The sequence below is a fragment of the Methylobacillus methanolivorans genome (assembly GCF_044751345.1).
GTDB lineage: Bacteria > Pseudomonadota > Gammaproteobacteria > Burkholderiales > Methylophilaceae > Methylobacillus > Methylobacillus methanolivorans.
On record NZ_JBIWXY010000001.1, the window covers coordinates 461,767 to 476,622 of the forward strand.

General features: G+C 49.1%; 16 protein-coding genes. 14 read left to right on the plus strand and 2 right to left on the minus strand.

The window, feature by feature from the left end; genetic code table 11:
* Positions 1–29: 29 nt before the first annotated feature.
* From ACIKP9_RS02165 to ACIKP9_RS02195, 7 genes are all read left to right on the plus strand, one after another.
* Positions 30–1,751, plus strand: coding sequence for a tetratricopeptide repeat protein (locus ACIKP9_RS02165; RefSeq protein WP_400878699.1), 1,722 nt, complete (start codon positions 30–32; stop codon positions 1,749–1,751).
* Between the two features lie 139 nt (positions 1,752–1,890).
* Positions 1,891–3,216 carry a DNA recombination protein RmuC gene (locus tag ACIKP9_RS02170; protein ID WP_400881828.1) on the plus strand — a complete coding sequence of 442 codons (1,326 nt, stop codon included), beginning with the start codon at positions 1,891–1,893 and terminating at the stop codon, positions 3,214–3,216.
* Between the two features lie 4 nt (positions 3,217–3,220).
* Positions 3,221–3,400 carry a hypothetical protein gene (locus tag ACIKP9_RS02175; protein WP_230347029.1) on the plus strand — a complete coding sequence of 60 codons (180 nt, stop codon included), beginning with the start codon at positions 3,221–3,223 and terminating at the stop codon, positions 3,398–3,400.
* Positions 3,397–3,648, plus strand: a complete 252-nt coding sequence (moaD, locus tag ACIKP9_RS02180) for a molybdopterin converting factor subunit 1 (RefSeq protein WP_400878703.1) — start codon at positions 3,397–3,399, stop codon at positions 3,646–3,648. Before ACIKP9_RS02175 ends, moaD begins: the two co-directional genes overlap by 4 nt.
* Complete coding sequence (gene moaE / locus ACIKP9_RS02185; protein WP_400878706.1) at positions 3,649–4,098, plus strand: molybdopterin synthase catalytic subunit MoaE; 450 nt, start codon at positions 3,649–3,651, stop codon at positions 4,096–4,098.
* A 37-nt stretch (positions 4,099–4,135) separates the two neighbouring features.
* Entirely contained in the window at positions 4,136–6,286 is a 2,151-nt protein-coding gene (locus tag ACIKP9_RS02190) for a Lon protease family protein (protein ID WP_400878709.1), read from the plus strand.
* Entirely contained in the window at positions 6,279–6,674 is a 396-nt protein-coding gene (locus tag ACIKP9_RS02195) for an RNA-binding S4 domain-containing protein (RefSeq protein ID WP_400878712.1), read from the plus strand. Before ACIKP9_RS02190 ends, ACIKP9_RS02195 begins: the two co-directional genes overlap by 8 nt.
* 56 nt (positions 6,675–6,730) lie before the next feature.
* On the opposite strand, the gene ACIKP9_RS02200 is transcribed toward ACIKP9_RS02195, so the two are convergent.
* Complete coding sequence (locus tag ACIKP9_RS02200) at positions 6,731–7,840, minus strand: PA0069 family radical SAM protein (RefSeq protein WP_400878714.1); 1,110 nt, start codon at positions 7,838–7,840, stop codon at positions 6,731–6,733.
* Entirely contained in the window at positions 7,815–8,513 is a 699-nt protein-coding gene (locus ACIKP9_RS02205) for an SDR family oxidoreductase (protein ID WP_400878717.1), read from the minus strand. The genes ACIKP9_RS02200 and ACIKP9_RS02205 overlap by 26 nt, the downstream gene beginning before the upstream one ends.
* Before the next feature lie 133 nt (positions 8,514–8,646).
* Here ACIKP9_RS02205 and ACIKP9_RS02210 point away from each other — a divergent pair, with 133 nt between their 5' ends.
* From ACIKP9_RS02210 to ACIKP9_RS02240, 7 genes are read left to right on the plus strand one after another with little or no spacing between them, the layout of a single operon-like run.
* On the plus strand, positions 8,647–8,979 hold the full coding sequence (locus tag ACIKP9_RS02210; RefSeq protein ID WP_400878719.1) for a MarR family EPS-associated transcriptional regulator: 333 nt from the start codon (positions 8,647–8,649) through the stop codon (positions 8,977–8,979).
* Positions 8,980–9,008: 29 nt separating this feature from the next.
* Entirely contained in the window at positions 9,009–10,097 is a 1,089-nt protein-coding gene (gmd, locus tag ACIKP9_RS02215) for a GDP-mannose 4,6-dehydratase (RefSeq protein WP_400878722.1), read from the plus strand.
* Between the two features lie 5 nt (positions 10,098–10,102).
* Positions 10,103–11,080, plus strand: a complete 978-nt coding sequence (locus tag ACIKP9_RS02220) for a GDP-L-fucose synthase family protein (protein WP_400878725.1) — start codon at positions 10,103–10,105, stop codon at positions 11,078–11,080.
* A 27-nt stretch (positions 11,081–11,107) separates the two neighbouring features.
* Positions 11,108–12,421, plus strand: a complete 1,314-nt coding sequence (locus ACIKP9_RS02225) for a flippase (protein ID WP_400878727.1) — start codon at positions 11,108–11,110, stop codon at positions 12,419–12,421.
* A 7-nt stretch (positions 12,422–12,428) separates the two neighbouring features.
* Positions 12,429–13,109, plus strand: coding sequence for an FkbM family methyltransferase (locus ACIKP9_RS02230; protein ID WP_400878730.1), 681 nt, complete (start codon positions 12,429–12,431; stop codon positions 13,107–13,109).
* A 6-nt stretch (positions 13,110–13,115) separates the two neighbouring features.
* Positions 13,116–14,021 carry a glycosyltransferase family protein gene (locus ACIKP9_RS02235; protein ID WP_400878733.1) on the plus strand — a complete coding sequence of 302 codons (906 nt, stop codon included), beginning with the start codon at positions 13,116–13,118 and terminating at the stop codon, positions 14,019–14,021.
* Positions 14,018–14,833: a methyltransferase, TIGR04325 family gene (locus ACIKP9_RS02240; RefSeq protein WP_400878736.1), complete on the plus strand. Its 816-nt coding sequence runs from the start codon at positions 14,018–14,020 to the stop codon at positions 14,831–14,833. Before ACIKP9_RS02235 ends, ACIKP9_RS02240 begins: the two co-directional genes overlap by 4 nt.
* Positions 14,834–14,856: the final 23 nt, after the last annotated feature.

Here is a 14,856-nt window from a genome sequence, read left to right on the forward strand (position 1 = left end):
ATGCATATAATGGACTATGGAGATGTGCAATGAAGCAAGGTGTGCAGACGGCGAGGCAGCCTGGGCAGGGAGAGGTGCACGCGCTTTTCAACCTATACAATACGGGCCAGCTTCAAGCGGCGGAAGCAAAAGCCCGTGCCTTGATCAAGCAATATCCCTCCGCGTTGGTCGTTTACAACGTATTGGGTGTTGCATTAGAAGGGCAAGGTAAGTTTGAAGAAGCGGTACAAAGCTACCGCAGGGCGCTGGCCATTAACCCTGCTATTTCTGAAATACATTTTAACCTGGGGTCGGTGTTGTCGCAGCTTGGGCGCGATGATGAGGCGATGACTGCTTATCAGCGAGCGATTGCGATCAGCCCTGGCCTGGCGGTTGCGCATTTCAACCTGGCGACACTACTACAAAAAAAGCAGTTGCTGGAAGATGCCATCAAGCATTACCGACAAGCTGTGGTGATCGAGCCAGGTTTTTTTGAAGCTTATGGTGCCATGGGTACCGCCTTGCAACAGCAGGGGCATCTGGATGATGCGATCGCATGTTATCGTCAATCCCTGGCAATTTCTGACCATGCCTTGGGGCATTTCAATCTTGCTACTGCATTGCGCGACCGCGGTGCCTTGGAGCAAGCTGTGTCGCATTATCGCCAGGCGATTGTGATGCAGCCAAATTATCCTGATGCGCACAATAATCTCGGTGAGGTGTTCCGGGATCAAGGGAATATGGAAAATGCAGTGGCTTGCTATCTGCAGGCGTTACGCATGCAGCCAGGCCATCGAGCCGCTTCGTTCAATATGGCGCAATTTTTCTATGATGCCGGGAAGTTTATCGAGGCTATTCCGTATTTTGAGGATGCCCGCCAGGAGGATTGGCAGGAGCGCATTCTCTACTGTCTGTACAAATCCGAGCAGTACGAGATTTTTCGCCGCCGCCTGATACCTATGCTTGAGGTAAAAGAGCATGTGTCGCCATTCCTGGCGACCTTGTCCACGCATTACGCGACCAATTTTCATACCGATGATGGCTATCGCTTTTGCAAGCAGCCCATGGACTATGTGTTCCATCGGAGCATCAAGACATTAGCCGAGCCGGATAGCCCGCTGCTGGAGCAATTGCTGAATGACATCAACCTGACCGAGATCGCCGAGCGCAAGCAGGGACGATTGCATCATGGGATGCAGTCCGCAGGCAATCTGTTCAAGCGCAAGGAAGATGCATTCCGCGAATTGGCAGATTTGATTCGTGCTGAAGTGCTTGCCTACGCGGAACAGTTTAAGGGGCAGGATTGTGATCTCATGCGGCACTTTCCTGAACAGGTAGAGTTTGCCAGTTCCTGGTATGTGCGTATGCGTCAGGGTGGGCATTTGACTTCGCACATTCATGAGATCGGCTGGCTGAGTGGCTGTGTATATCTGGCGCTGCCGCAGCAAGTGCAGGGGCAGCATGATGGTTGCATTGAGTTCAGTACCCATGGCGATGACTACCCCAAGTTGCATGATGATTTTCCTGCCAAGACAATCAAGCCAGCCGTGGGGGATATCGTGCTGTTTCCCTCTTCGTTATTTCATCGCACCATTCCGTTTCACTCTGATGAAGAGCGAATTTGTATCGCGTTTGACATCAAGCCAGCGACAACATTCACACAGAAGGCACTAAGCTTTAATAGCATGAAAGTGCTCCTGTTTACAGCGTTCAACCTGGTGGTGGCGGAAATTGCCGAGATAGCGGCCTGGTCATTGCGTTTGGTGGTCTAGCCAGTTTGCTGGTTGCCCCGGGATTCTCCTTGCTTTCCCTGACCTAGCCCGGGGTGACCATTTTTCTCAGTGGGTTTTCGTCTAACTGCCGGATGCATGGCGGGCTGGCTGGCGAGGGATGCGCTATAATTCCATTCCTATGATAGATACATTGCTTCTCATCGCCGCGCTAGTCTCACTGATTATTCTGCTCTGGCTTGCCTATCGTCAGTCGAATAGCGCTAATGCTGACCAACAATTACTGCAGCAGCTCGAGGCAAAGCACCGCGAAATGCTGCGCGACCTCAATGATGGCCTCAACAAATTGGGCGATCGCCTGAATCAATCCTCAAATGAACAAGCCGAGCGCTTGCGTGCTGCAGTAGCGCAAGAGTTGCAACAAACACGTGATGCCATGAAGGTGCTGGAGTTGAGCCAGACGGAAAGCCTGGCACACACGCGCGAGACCATGCTGGAACGTCTGCATGTGACATTAGCAGAGCAGGGCAAGGCAGAGCAGGCCTTGATCCAGGACACGATGCTCAAGGCTACTACCCAGCTTACCAACAGTATTGAGGCATTGACCAAGACGGTAGATGGTCGCCTGGAGCAAATTGGCGGCAAGGTGTCAGAGCGCCTGGATGAAGGTTTCAAGAAAACCAACGATACCTTTGTGCGCGTCATGGAACGTCTGGCTACTATTGACGAGGCACAGAAGAAGATTGATGGCTTGACGACCAATGTAGTGAGCCTGCAAGAGCTACTGGGTGACAAGCGCTCACGCGGTGCTTTTGGCGAAGTGCAACTAGAAGCCTTGGTGCGCAACGTGTTGCCCGTCACTTCCTATGCCATGCAGCATACGCTGGGCAACGGTACGCGGGTAGATTGCGCGTTGTTCCTGCCTGAGCCTACCGGTACGGTCGCGGTTGACTCCAAGTTCCCGCTGGAAAATTATCACCGCATGCTGGATCGTGACATCACTGATGCCGAGCGTGTGACTGCGCAGCGTCAGTTCAAGGCGGATGTAAAAAAACATGTGGATGATATTGCCAGCAAGTACATCATCCCGAATGTGACCTCAGACGGTGCTGTGATGTTCATCCCTGCGGAGGCCGTGTTTGCCGAGATTCATGCTTATCATCCTGACCTGGTTGATTATGCGATGAGCCGCCGGGTATGGGTGGTGTCGCCCACCACGCTGATGGCGGTGCTCAATACTGCGCGCGCTGTGCTCAAGGATGTGGAAACCCGCAAGCAGGTGCATATCATCAAGGATGAGCTGGGTAAGCTTTCCAAGGAGTTTTCGCGCTTCGATGTGCGTATGAAGAAACTTGCCGACCATATTCGCCAAGCCCATGAGGATGTGCAGGATGTGCACACCACGAGCCAGAAAATCTCGCGCCGCTTTGCGCAGATTGAGCGCGTAGAGCTCGAAGGCGAAGCGCAGGTGGGCCTGGCGTTACCGGATAACGATTTAGAGGAGTAGTAACATGAGTGATGAACAGGGCTTGATCATGCTGATCCAGCAATATGCCAGCAAATTTGGCATTACCTTCAGTTCCAGCTTGATGGACAACGAAGAGCACAAGCAAAAATTATTGATGCTGATGATGGATGCCATCAACGGTAAGCGCGGCCCTGTGACCGATCAGGATGTAACTGGCGCATGATCCAGTTGCTGTACTTTGCCAGGCTACGTGAGGCGTTGGGTAGTGATGGCGAAAGCCTGGACTGGCAAGAGCCTGGTACAGTTGCTGCACTGAAGCAGAAGTTGGCCACACGCGGCGGTGCCTGGCAGGAGCAATTTGCGGGCAATACCAGCCTGCGTGCTGCTGTTAACCAAGAGTTGGTGCCAGACACTATGCTCATCAAGCCTGGTGATGAGGTGGCATTTTTCCCACCTGTGACAGGGGGCTAGATGATGGTACGCGTACAGCAAGAAGATTTTGACGTTGGGGTAGAAACTACCCGGCTACGCTTGCAATACCCTCAGGCAGGTGCCGTAGTTTCCTTCACTGGGCAAGTGCGCGACCTGAATGACGGCCAATCCATCGCGAGCCTGACGCTGGAGCATTATCCAGGGATGACCGAAAAATCCCTGGCTGCAATTGTTGAGCAAGCCAAGCAACGCTGGCATATATTCGATGCGCTCGTGATCCATCGTATTGGCACCTTGCCACCACAGGCACAAATCGTGCTGGTGATAGTCGTCAGTGCGCATAGAGGCGACGCTTTTGCAGCGTGTGAATTCATCATGGATTACCTCAAAACCGAAGCGCCATTCTGGAAGAAGGAAGTCACGCCAGAAGGAGCCAAGTGGCTGGATGAACGTGCGAGTGACCATGCTGCACGCGAACGCTGGCAATAAATACTCTACAACCTCAATTTCATATTTTCCCATCTGAATGTTAAGCAAGCTCACAGCGCCACAACTCAATATATCCATTGATTCAACCAGCCTGGGCTTTGCAAGCACAGCTGAATTATTAGCCGAGATTGATAGCGATCACCTGACCTGGATTGGGCAGGAGCGTGCATTGTCCGCCGCTAGTTTCGGCCTGCGCATGCAGCAACCTGGCTATCACATGTTGGTCATTGGCGAGCCTGCTTCCGGGCGTACCTCATTGCTCAAGAGTATGGTCGGACAAATGCTGAAGCAGCAGCCTGTGCCGCCTGATCTGGTCTATCTGCAGAATTTCCTGCTGCCAGAAAAGCCGCTATTGTTGCGTTTGCAGGCAGGTAAAGGCGCTGAGTTGCGCCAGTTGTTAGAGCAATTTGTGCGTAGGCAATTGCGTGCTATTCCGGCATTGTTGCAGTTCAAGCGGTCTCCGGAGCGGCAGCCAGAGATTTTGCATGGTGACAACTCCCCTGCAGCAAAACTGAAGTCTTTCCTGGAGCAAGAACTGGCAACCATTCGCGAGCAGATGTTGCCACACTTGATTGATCACGCTGTGTTTGAGCGCTGGTCAGCACAGCTGGTACAAGAGGTGCTGGATAATGCTGACCTGTTTGCCACGAATAATGAAGCAGATGACATGCTTGAGGCTTTTCTCGGGCGTTGTCGTGCCAACCTGCTATTGAGCCATGATGCCATTGGCGGGGCACCTGTCGTGTATGACGATGACCCTAGCCATGCATCCTTATTTGGTGGCGTAGAAGCTTCAGCTGATCACATCCCTGATTTCATGCGGCTCAAGGCAGGTAATCTGCTGCGAGCTAATGGTGGTGCGCTGATCTTGCATCTGGAAGATATTCTCGCCGACCAGCAATCTGGAGCAAATCCATTACTGGAAAAGCTGGGGCGTGTCTTGCGCAACCGCAAGTTGCAGATTGAGGATAGTGGAAGTGCCTCAGGTAATGCTGCGTTGAGCACCTTAACTCCGGCTGCCTTGCCACTAGACTTTAAGTTGATCCTGATCGCCAGTCGCGACGATTACTATCATTTGCACGAAGAACATCCAGCCTTTTTGGAGCATTTCCGTACCAAGGTGGAGTTTGCCGACAATGCCAAGGCGACACCCGCGCTATATCGCCAGCTGGCTATCTATCTTGCATGCTATTGTGCTGCATCTGGCTTACCTCACTTTACAGCCGCTGCCGTATCACGCTTGCTGCAAGTCTTGCACGAGTGGGAAGAGGACCAAGCACGGGTCAATCTCGCATTGGGGGCGTGGTTGCCCTTGGTGCAGGAGGCGGCTGCTTTGGTTGTGGATGATCAGCTCGTTGACGTGGCAGAAGTTGAGCTGGCCCTTGCGGCAACGCGGCATCGGCACAGTTATGCCGAGGAGCAGATTCGTGACTCTATTCTCGATGGCGAGATCAAGATTGCCGTGACGGGGCAGGCAGTTGGCCGCATTAATGGCCTGACGCATATTGATATGGGAGATGCCGAGTTTGGTTCGCCGGTACAGATTTCCGCCCGTTGTCACCCTGGGCGGCAGGGCGTGATCAATATAGACCGCGAGGTTAAGCTCACCGGGCCGCAGCACGACAAAGGCATGTTTATTTTGCAACACTGGCTGGCAGCCATGTTTACCCAGCAAGCCCCGCTCTCCCTCAATGCCTCGTTGGTATTTGAGCAGGAGTATCACGGAGTAGAGGGCGATTCTGCTTCTTGTGCAGAGTTATATGCATTGCTTTCCAGCCTATCAGGCTTGCCATTGTCACAAGGCATTGCGGTGACTGGCGCATTGAACCAGCATGGTGATGTGCTGCCGATTGGTGGCATCAATGAAAAAATTGAAGGCCATTTCCGCTTGTGCGAAAAACTGGGCTTGAATGGAGAGCAGGGCGTGTTGTTGCCTACGAGCAACCTGCGGCATGTGCTATTACACCAAGATATTGTCAATGCCGTGGCGAATGGCATGTTCCATATCTACGCCATGGAGCATGTGCTGGATGGCATCGCACTACTGACAGGCTTGCCAGCGGGCGCGGCGGATATTGATGGTGCTTACCCTGAGGGCACGGTGCTTGGCCATGCACAGCAAGGTTTACAGGTGTATCAGGATATCTACCAGCGTAACCAGCAGCCTAGAGGAAAGAGGCATGAGTGAGCAGGATAACAAGTGTCGCCTGGACAAATGGTTATGGGCTGCCCGTTTCTTCAAGACTCGCAGCCTGGCAACTGATGCGGTAGATAGCGGCAAAGTACATGTGGATGGCGACCGTGCTAAGCCAGCCAAGGAAGTTCGCCTTGGGCAGGTGATTCATATTCGCCGTAAAGAGCTGGAAGTAGAAGTGGTGGTGCGCGGCTTGAGCATTCAACGCCGTGGTGCGCCAGAAGCGGTGCTATTGTATGAGGAAACACCCGAGAGTATCAGCAAACGGGAAAATCTAGCCGTGACACGCGAGCATGAGCATGGCCAGCGCGAGCGTGGTATGGGCCGCCCGACCAAGCGTCAGCGCCGTGACATCAAGAAGTTTACTGGGATTGATTGGTAATTTAGTTGCTATCACGTTATTCAATCAAGAGAAGAGGGGTGGGTAGAGCTGCCGGATTAAAACAGCCCCAGCTGCTCTGGCCTGCCAGGTACTTGAAATAACGCAGTGTTCATTTCCAGGTGACGCTTGTTAAAGCCAAGTTTCTTGCTGGTGAGGCTAAAACGTTGCCTGATCATATCTGCGAATAATCCGCTACCACGCATGCGTTCGTGAAAGTTCGCTTGATTGTTTTTACCATCACGGCTTTGGCGAACGATGCTCATGACATGACTGGCCTTGAGCGGATAGTGGTGCACCAGCCACTCCTCGAATAAAGGCGCAACCTCTAAGGGTAGCCGCAATAACACATAACCTGCACTGGTTGCACCAGCCTCATGGGCGGCTATTAATATTTGCTCAAGCTCGGGATCAGTCAGCACGGGAATAATGGGCGCTGTCATAAGCCCGGTGGGAATACCTGCCTCATGTAATCGCCTGATGGTTTCCAATCGGCGTTGCGGTGCAGCTGCTCTGGGTTCAAGGGAGCGGCTGAGCTTGTTGCTCAAGGTTGTGACAGAAATAAAAACCTGCGCCAGACCTGCGCTTGCCATCTCAGCCAGGATATCGATATCACGCTCTATCATAGCTGATTTGGTGACTATGCTCACCGGGTGTTTACATTCTGCCAAGACTTGCAGCACTTGCCGTGTGATTTGCTGCTGTTTTTCCAGTGGTTGGTATGGGTCTGTATTCGTCCCCATGGCGATGGGCGCGCAGTGATAATTCTTTTTGCTCAATTCCTTGCGTAGTAGCTTGGCTGCATCAGGCTTGATTAAAATCCTGCTCTCAAAATCTAGCCCAGCTGATAAGCCAAGATAGGTATGGCTGGGGCGGGCAAAGCAATAGATGCACCCATGCTCGCAGCCTCTATAAGGGTTGATCGAGCGATCAAAGGGAACATCAGGCGAGTTATTCCAGTTGATGATGCTACGTGTGTTGTCGATTAGCACCTCAGTGGTTATTGGTGCCAACTCTTGTTCTAGATTGTCCCAGCCGTCATCAGCATCCGCATGCTGAAACTGCTCGAAGCGACCGCTATGGTTGCTGATCGCGCCACGCCCTTTGTAAATAAGCGGGCGCGGCACCTCATGTGGACTGTTACTACCAGGGGATTTCTTGTCCATCATATGCATAAAACTTGCCTGCATCGGCAAGTGAGGCCTGATCAATGACTTTTCGTAACCCGCTGATACTTTGCTCGGTGTTGATCAGCGCATTCGGGCCACCCATATCAGTTAATACCCAGCCAGGATGCAATAAAAGCGTGGTAATGCCATCTTTTGCTAATTCGATAGATAGGCTCTTGCTGATCATGTTCAGTGCCGTCTTACTAGAGCGGTAGATGTAGCTGCCACCGCTGGTGTTGTCGGCAATGCTACCCATTTTGCTGGTCATGTTGACCAGCTTCTTGAGAGTGCCTTGCTGCAGGTGTGGCGTAAAAGCCTGTGCCACCTTGAATGGTGCTACGCTATTAATACGAAATGCCTCTATCCACGCGGCATAATCAGCTTCGCTGAATACTTGGTTCGGGCTATCAGGATAGATACCCGCGTTATTCAGCAGAACATCAATTGGCTTGTCTGCCAAGGATGCCGCCAGATGATCCACCTGATGGAAATCACCCACATCCAGTTGATGTACACTGATGTGCTCCTTGAACTGCATGGCAAGTTGCAAGAGTTCTTCTGAAGATTCCGGTTTGCGGCAACATGCCAGTACCTGCCATCCGGCCTCTGCATATTGCTTTGTGAACTCAAGGCCCAGGCCGCGATTGGCACCAGTGATCAATACGGTTGGCATAAGTCAAAACTCCTTGTCATAGCTTGTTTCTAGCATACCATTTTGCCTGTGAGTTTTTCAGGCTTGTGAGCGAATGTGAGTTTAGGTACACTGCGTTCATCAATTGAACGAAGTATTCAATATTTCATTTCCCATGCTCACTGACGAATATCGTTACAAGATACTCAAGCTGGTTCAAGAAAAGCCTGACATCAGCCAGCGCGAACTTGCCAAAGCTTTGGGCATTAGCCTTGGGAAAACCAATTACTGCCTCAAGGCCTTGGTTGAAGTTGGCTTGCTCAAGGTCTCCAATTTCCGCAATAGCCAAAATAAGCTGGCTTATATGTATGTATTGACCCCGACAGGCATAGAGCAAAAAGCCGCGGTGACGATTAATTTCCTGAAAGAGAAGATCAAGGAATATCAACAACTGGCGAGTGAGATTGAAACCTTGCGCCATGAAGTGGCTAGCGATGTGGAAGAGTAGGCGCAATGAGCATAAAACAGGATCAGCACATGACAAAAAAAGTAGCATTAATTACAGGTGTAACTGGCCAAGATGGCGCCTACCTGGCAGAGCTTTTATTGAGTAAAGGTTATATCGTCCACGGCATCAAGCGTCGTGCATCGTTGTTTAATACTGACCGTATTGATCATCTGTACCAAGATCCGCACGTCGACAATAAAAACTTCATCCTGCACTACGGCGACCTGACTGATTCTACCAACCTCATCCGTATCATCCAGCAAGTGCAACCTGACGAAATCTACAACCTGGCTGCCATGAGCCATGTTGCCGTCAGCTTCGAAACCCCGGAATACACTGCCAATGCCGACGGTATTGGTACATTACGCATTCTTGAAGCCATCCGCATCCTCGGCCTGGAAAAAAAGACTCGCTTCTACCAAGCCTCTACTTCTGAGCTCTATGGCCTTGTACAAGAAGTGCCGCAGAAAGAAACCACACCTTTCTATCCACGTAGCCCCTATGCCGTCGCTAAGCTCTACGGCTACTGGATTACCGTCAACTACCGCGAAGCCTATGGCATTTACGCCTGTAACGGTGTGCTCTTCAATCACGAAAGTCCATTGCGTGGTGAAACCTTCGTCACCCGCAAGATCACCCGTGCATTGGCCCGTATCAAGCTAGGCCTGCAAGACAGCCTCTACCTCGGCAACCTCGATGCTCTGCGTGACTGGGGCCACGCCAAGGACTACGTCGAAATGCAATGGCTCATGCTGCAGCAAGACCATCCAGAAGACTTCGTCATCGCCACAGGCGTGCAATACAGCGTTCGTGACTTCGTCAACGCTGCTGCCAAGGAACTCGACATCGCCATTACCTGGAAGGGCGAAGGCGTAGAAGAAAAGGGCTATGATGCCAACGGCAAAGCCATCGTCCAGGTTGACCCACGCTACTTCCGTCCTACCGAAGTGGAAACCCTGCTGGGCGACCCAACCAAAGCCAAACAAAAACTCGGCTGGACCCCCAAAACCACCTTCCAGGAACTCGTCTCTGAAATGGTGCGTGAAGACCTCAAGAGCGCCCAACGTGATGAACTCGTCAAAAAACACGGCTTTGCTGCTTACGACTATAACGAGTAACCCGCATGGACAAACACGCACGCATCTACGTAGCAGGGCACCGCGGCCTCGTTGGCTCTGCTATCGTCAGGAACCTCGAAGCCAAGGGATACACCAACATCCTCAAGCGCACCCATGCCGAGCTCGACCTCACTGACGACAAAGCCACGGACGCATTCTTCGCTGAACACAAGCCCGAATATGTCTTTCTCGCGGCGGCTAAAGTAGGCGGCATCGTTGCCAATAACACCTACCCGGCAGAATTCATCCGTGACAACCTTGCCATCCAGAACAGCGTCATCCATAGCGCCTGGAAACACGGTGTTAAGCGGCTCCTATTCCTCGGCTCCAGCTGCATCTACCCCAAGCTGGCCCCACAGCCAATGAAAGAAGAACACCTACTCACAGGCTCATTGGAACCCACCAATCGTCCTTATGCGCTTGCTAAAATCGCCGGTATCGAAATGTGTTGGAGCTACAACCGCCAGTACGGCACCCAATACCTTGCTGCCATGCCGACCAACCTTTATGGCCCCGGTGACAACTATCATCCCCAGAACAGCCATGTCATCCCGGCCCTGCTGCGCAAGTTTCACGAAGCCAAGCAGAGCAACCAACCAACCGTCACTGTTTGGGGTAGCGGTACACCTAGAAGAGAGTTTCTCTACAGCGACGACATGGCCGATGCCTGCGTCTATCTCATGAACCTACCACAAGACCAATATCAGGCCTTACTGGGCAGTGATGAAAGCAAGACTGGCAGATTTGAACCGCCCCTCATCAATGTCGGCGTGGGGGAAGACGTGACCATCAAGGCATTGGCGGAACTCGTTAAACAGACAGTGGGCTATGAGGGCAATATTGAGTTTGATACGACTAAACCTGATGGCACGCCGAGAAAACTCATGGATGTTACCAGGCTGACAAGTGCAGGGTGGAAGTCTCAAACTAATCTGCAAGAAGGATTGTTTCAAGTATATAAAGATTTTTTAGTTGATCAGTAGTATATGAATCTAATATGGACTAAGTATTTGCCAAAATTTATCCAGAGCCGACTGGATGGACGTTACAACCTGCAGGCCGCGCTAGGGAATAGTGGTTGGTTAATTGCTGATAAAGTGTTGCGGATGGGAGTAGGGCTTATAGTAGGGGTATGGATTGCTCGTTACTTGGGACCGGAACAATTTGGGTTGTGGAACTATGCAATTGCTTTTACTGCATTATTTTCAGCATTTGCTACATTAGGATTGGATGGTATTGTTGTTCGGGATATTGTCAAGTATCCAGACCGAACAAATGTATTGCTTGGTACTGCCTTTGTTCTAAAAACTTTTGCTGGATTTATAGCATTGTTTATTACAATGCTTGCCATCTATTTTGTTCGAAGTGAGCCGGATATTATGTGGTTGGTAGGTATTGCGGCCGCAGGATTTATCTTTCAGTCAATAAATGTAATAGATTTCTATTTTCAGGCTAAAGTTAAGTCTAAATATAGTGTTATTCCTGTAGCTTTTTCTTTCATATTTATTTCAATTGTAAAAATTATTTTATTGTTAAATTCTGCGCCGTTAATAGCATTTGCTTGGGCTGGGTTTTTTGAGATTTTACTATCTGGATTGTTTTTATTGGGAGCATATTATTTTAATAATCTAAGCATAAGATTGTGGAGGTTTGATAGAGAAATAGCTTTGGAGTTGTTACGGGAAAGTTGGCCATTGATATTGTCTAGTATTGCAATAATGATCTATATGAGGATTGATCAGATTATGATTGGCGAGATATTAGATAATGAGGCTGTTGGATTGTTTTCTGCGGCAGTCAGGGTAAGTGAGTTATGGTACTTTGTGCCAATCGCTATTGTAAATTCTACTATGCCATCTATTATAGAGTTGAGATATAAAAATAAAGCTTTATATTTTCACAAGACATTAAAGCTTTTTAAGTTTCTTGTGATTATGGCTTTTTTAGTTGCAGTGGTAATGAGTTTTGTTGGTGAATTTTTAGTGAAAATTTTATTTGGAAGTTACTATTCTTTATCAGCTTCTGTTTTAGTCATACATACATGGGCAGGAGTTTTTGTTGTTTTGGGAGTGCTAAGTGGTAGTTTGCTTACCATCGAAGGAATGCAAAAATTTGGCTTCTATAGAACGCTAAATGGATGTGTGGTAAATGTTGTGCTTAATTTATTATTAATTCCAAAATATGGCATTAATGGTGCCGCAATTTCAACTGTCATTTCTTATGCTGTTGCAGTTTTTTCTGTGGGAATTTTTAAGCGATGCAGGAAATTATTTTTTATGATGTTAACTTCAATAAATCCACTTCTATATGTTAAGAGTAATTAGGTTTGTATTGAGAAAGTTTTTTCCTTCTAAATTTTTAGATTTATTTGATATATATTTTGAAACAATGGCAATGAAGTCCTACTCTCAAGAAGGTGAGGATTTGATTTTAAGGAGAGTATTTGACGGGAGGGATTGTGGAGTTTATGTGGATGTTGGGGCTCATCATCCTGTAAGATTTTCAAACTCATACTTGTTTTATAAGCGTGGCTGGAGAGGTATTTGTATTGACCCATCCCATGTGGCTATTGCTTGGTTCAAGAAAATTAGGCCAAAGGATATTGCTCTGGAAGTAGGGGTTTCTGATGAGGAATCTGAATTGACCTATCATATGTTTGATGAGCCAGCTCTAAACACCTTCAGTGAGAGTCTTGCCGATCAACGCGTGAAAACCACAGCATACAAGCGCATCGGCACTCGTTCCGTGCCGGTTCGGCCTTTGAAGAAAATTTTGGATGAGGTGTTGTTGCCAGGCACTGAAATTGATTTTATGACCATAGATGTCGAAGGGCTTGATTACCAAGTACTTGCGTCAAATGATTGGGGAAAATATAGGCCACGCATAGTACTGGCGGAAGCATTAGACGACGCAGCTGGAGAGCGCATTCGCGATTTTATGGCGAAGCATCATTACAAAGTCATCGCCCGCACTTTCAATACCGAGTTCTATGAAGATGGTTTGAAGCCGTAAATCACCATGTCAAATTTAGCCCCTGTTGCCTTATTCGTTTATAACCGCCCTGATCATACAAGAAGGACTATTGAGGCCCTCACAAGCAACCCGTTGTCCACTGATACGGACTTGTTGATTTTTTCCGATGCTGCGAAAACTGCTATACAGCAAAATATGGTGGATGCTGTGCGAGCTTTTGTACGCAACATTGAGGGGTTCAAATCCATCACCGTGGTGGAGCGGGAGTCCAACCTGGGTTTGGCTGCCTCGATTATTGACGGGGTTACTACTGTAGTCAAAGCTCATGGAAAGGTGATTGTGCTTGAGGATGATATGGTGACTAGTCCTTATTTTCTTCAGTATATGAATGATGGTCTGACCAAGTATGCTGCAACAAAGAAAGTGGCAAGCATTCATGCCTATGTCTATCCGATTGCAGATTTACCTGAAACTTTCTTTTTGCGTGGCGCTGATTGCTGGGGTTGGGCAACATGGGAAGATAGATGGGCCTGGTTCGAGGCTGATGGCAGCAAACTGTTGGCGCAATTAAGCCAGCGCAATTTGCTCAAGACATTTGATTTCAATGGTAGTTATGCCTATTCAAATATGTTGCGAGATCAGATTGCAGGCCGTAATAACTCCTGGGCTATTCGCTGGCATGCCAGTGTATTTTTACTCAATAAGTTGACACTCTACTCAGGGAAGTCCTTGGTAACTAATATTGGCCATGATGGGTCGGGTGTGCATTGTGGGGAAAGTGATAGTTATGCGTCAGAGCTGCTGAATTCTCCCTTGATTCTGACTGATATTCCATTGACTGAAAATCAGCAGGCCTTCAATAATTTTGAGCAATTTTTCCGTAAGAATAATTTATCTTTATTGCGTAAATTTTTTATCAAAATAAACACATTTATTAAGAAGTTTTTATGAATCTTACCCAGCTCATCAAGGCATTTTGTCCGCCAGTTTTATTCCAAATTTTGCGTCAATTCAGACAGCGAGGGGCCAGCTCTTCATTTGCTGGAGATTATGCTTCCTGGGCACTGGCTAAACAAAATAGCAGTGGCTATGATGCAGCGAATATTCTCAGCACCATCCAGAATTCTGCCCTCAAGGTCAAGCGCGGCGAAGCCATTTTTGAACGCGATTCAGTGTGTTTTTACCATGTGGAGTATCGATATCCGGCCTTGTCTGGCTTGCTGTATGCCGCGCAAGTCTCAGGTAGCCAGTTGAGCGTGCTTGACTTTGGCGGTTCCCTAGCCAGCTTTTATTCCCAGCATGCTAAGCTATTGTCTGCCGTGAAGAATTTGCGCTGGGGGGTTGTAGAACAGCCACATTTTGTTGACTGGGGCCAGGAGCATCTGACGACAGCCAATTTGAAGTTTTATCATACGCCTGCTGAATTTTTATCCGAGGGCGCACCCAATGTTATTTTTCTCTCCAGTGTGTTGCAGTACATGGAGCAGCCTTACCAACTGCTAGCAGAGCTGATGAAGCTGGAAGCTGATTTTTTCCTGTTTGATCGCACAGCATTTTATGATGGTGAAGATCGCTTAACAGTACAGACCGTACCAGCTGCGATTTATCCTGCAAGTTATCCTGCCTGGTTTTTATCCTGGACCAAGTTTTTACAGACGATGACGAGCAATGGCTATGAAATTGTGATGGAATTTCCCGGAACTGATCTGACGGAAATTGGTTATTACAAGGGATTGCTTTTCAAGCGGATTGTTAAACATTAGTACCAGGGGGCATTGCATTTCTT

Bases quoted from the DNA above. Each gene is read 5' to 3' on its own strand.
- ACIKP9_RS02170 (WP_400881828.1), top strand. From the start codon at position 1,891: ATGATAGATACATTGCTTCTCATCGCCGCGCTAGTCTCACTGATTATT.
- ACIKP9_RS02210 (WP_400878719.1), top strand. From the start codon at position 8,647: ATGCTCACTGACGAATATCGTTACAAGATACTCAAGCTGGTTCAAGAA.
- ACIKP9_RS02220 (WP_400878725.1), top strand. From the start codon at position 10,103: ATGGACAAACACGCACGCATCTACGTAGCAGGGCACCGCGGCCTCGTT.
- gmd (WP_400878722.1), top strand. From the start codon at position 9,009: ATGACAAAAAAAGTAGCATTAATTACAGGTGTAACTGGCCAAGATGGC.
- ACIKP9_RS02175 (WP_230347029.1), top strand. From the start codon at position 3,221: ATGAGTGATGAACAGGGCTTGATCATGCTGATCCAGCAATATGCCAGC.
- ACIKP9_RS02205 (WP_400878717.1), bottom strand. From the start codon at position 8,513: ATGCCAACCGTATTGATCACTGGTGCCAATCGCGGCCTGGGCCTTGAG.
- ACIKP9_RS02195 (WP_400878712.1), top strand. From the start codon at position 6,279: ATGAGTGAGCAGGATAACAAGTGTCGCCTGGACAAATGGTTATGGGCT.
- moaE (WP_400878706.1), top strand. From the start codon at position 3,649: ATGATGGTACGCGTACAGCAAGAAGATTTTGACGTTGGGGTAGAAACT.
- ACIKP9_RS02165 (WP_400878699.1), top strand. From the start codon at position 30: ATGAAGCAAGGTGTGCAGACGGCGAGGCAGCCTGGGCAGGGAGAGGTG.
- ACIKP9_RS02235 (WP_400878733.1), top strand. From the start codon at position 13,116: ATGTCAAATTTAGCCCCTGTTGCCTTATTCGTTTATAACCGCCCTGAT.
- moaD (WP_400878703.1), top strand. From the start codon at position 3,397: ATGATCCAGTTGCTGTACTTTGCCAGGCTACGTGAGGCGTTGGGTAGT.
- ACIKP9_RS02190 (WP_400878709.1), top strand. From the start codon at position 4,136: ATGTTAAGCAAGCTCACAGCGCCACAACTCAATATATCCATTGATTCA.
- ACIKP9_RS02200 (WP_400878714.1), bottom strand. From the start codon at position 7,840: ATGATGGACAAGAAATCCCCTGGTAGTAACAGTCCACATGAGGTGCCG.
- ACIKP9_RS02240 (WP_400878736.1), top strand. From the start codon at position 14,018: ATGAATCTTACCCAGCTCATCAAGGCATTTTGTCCGCCAGTTTTATTC.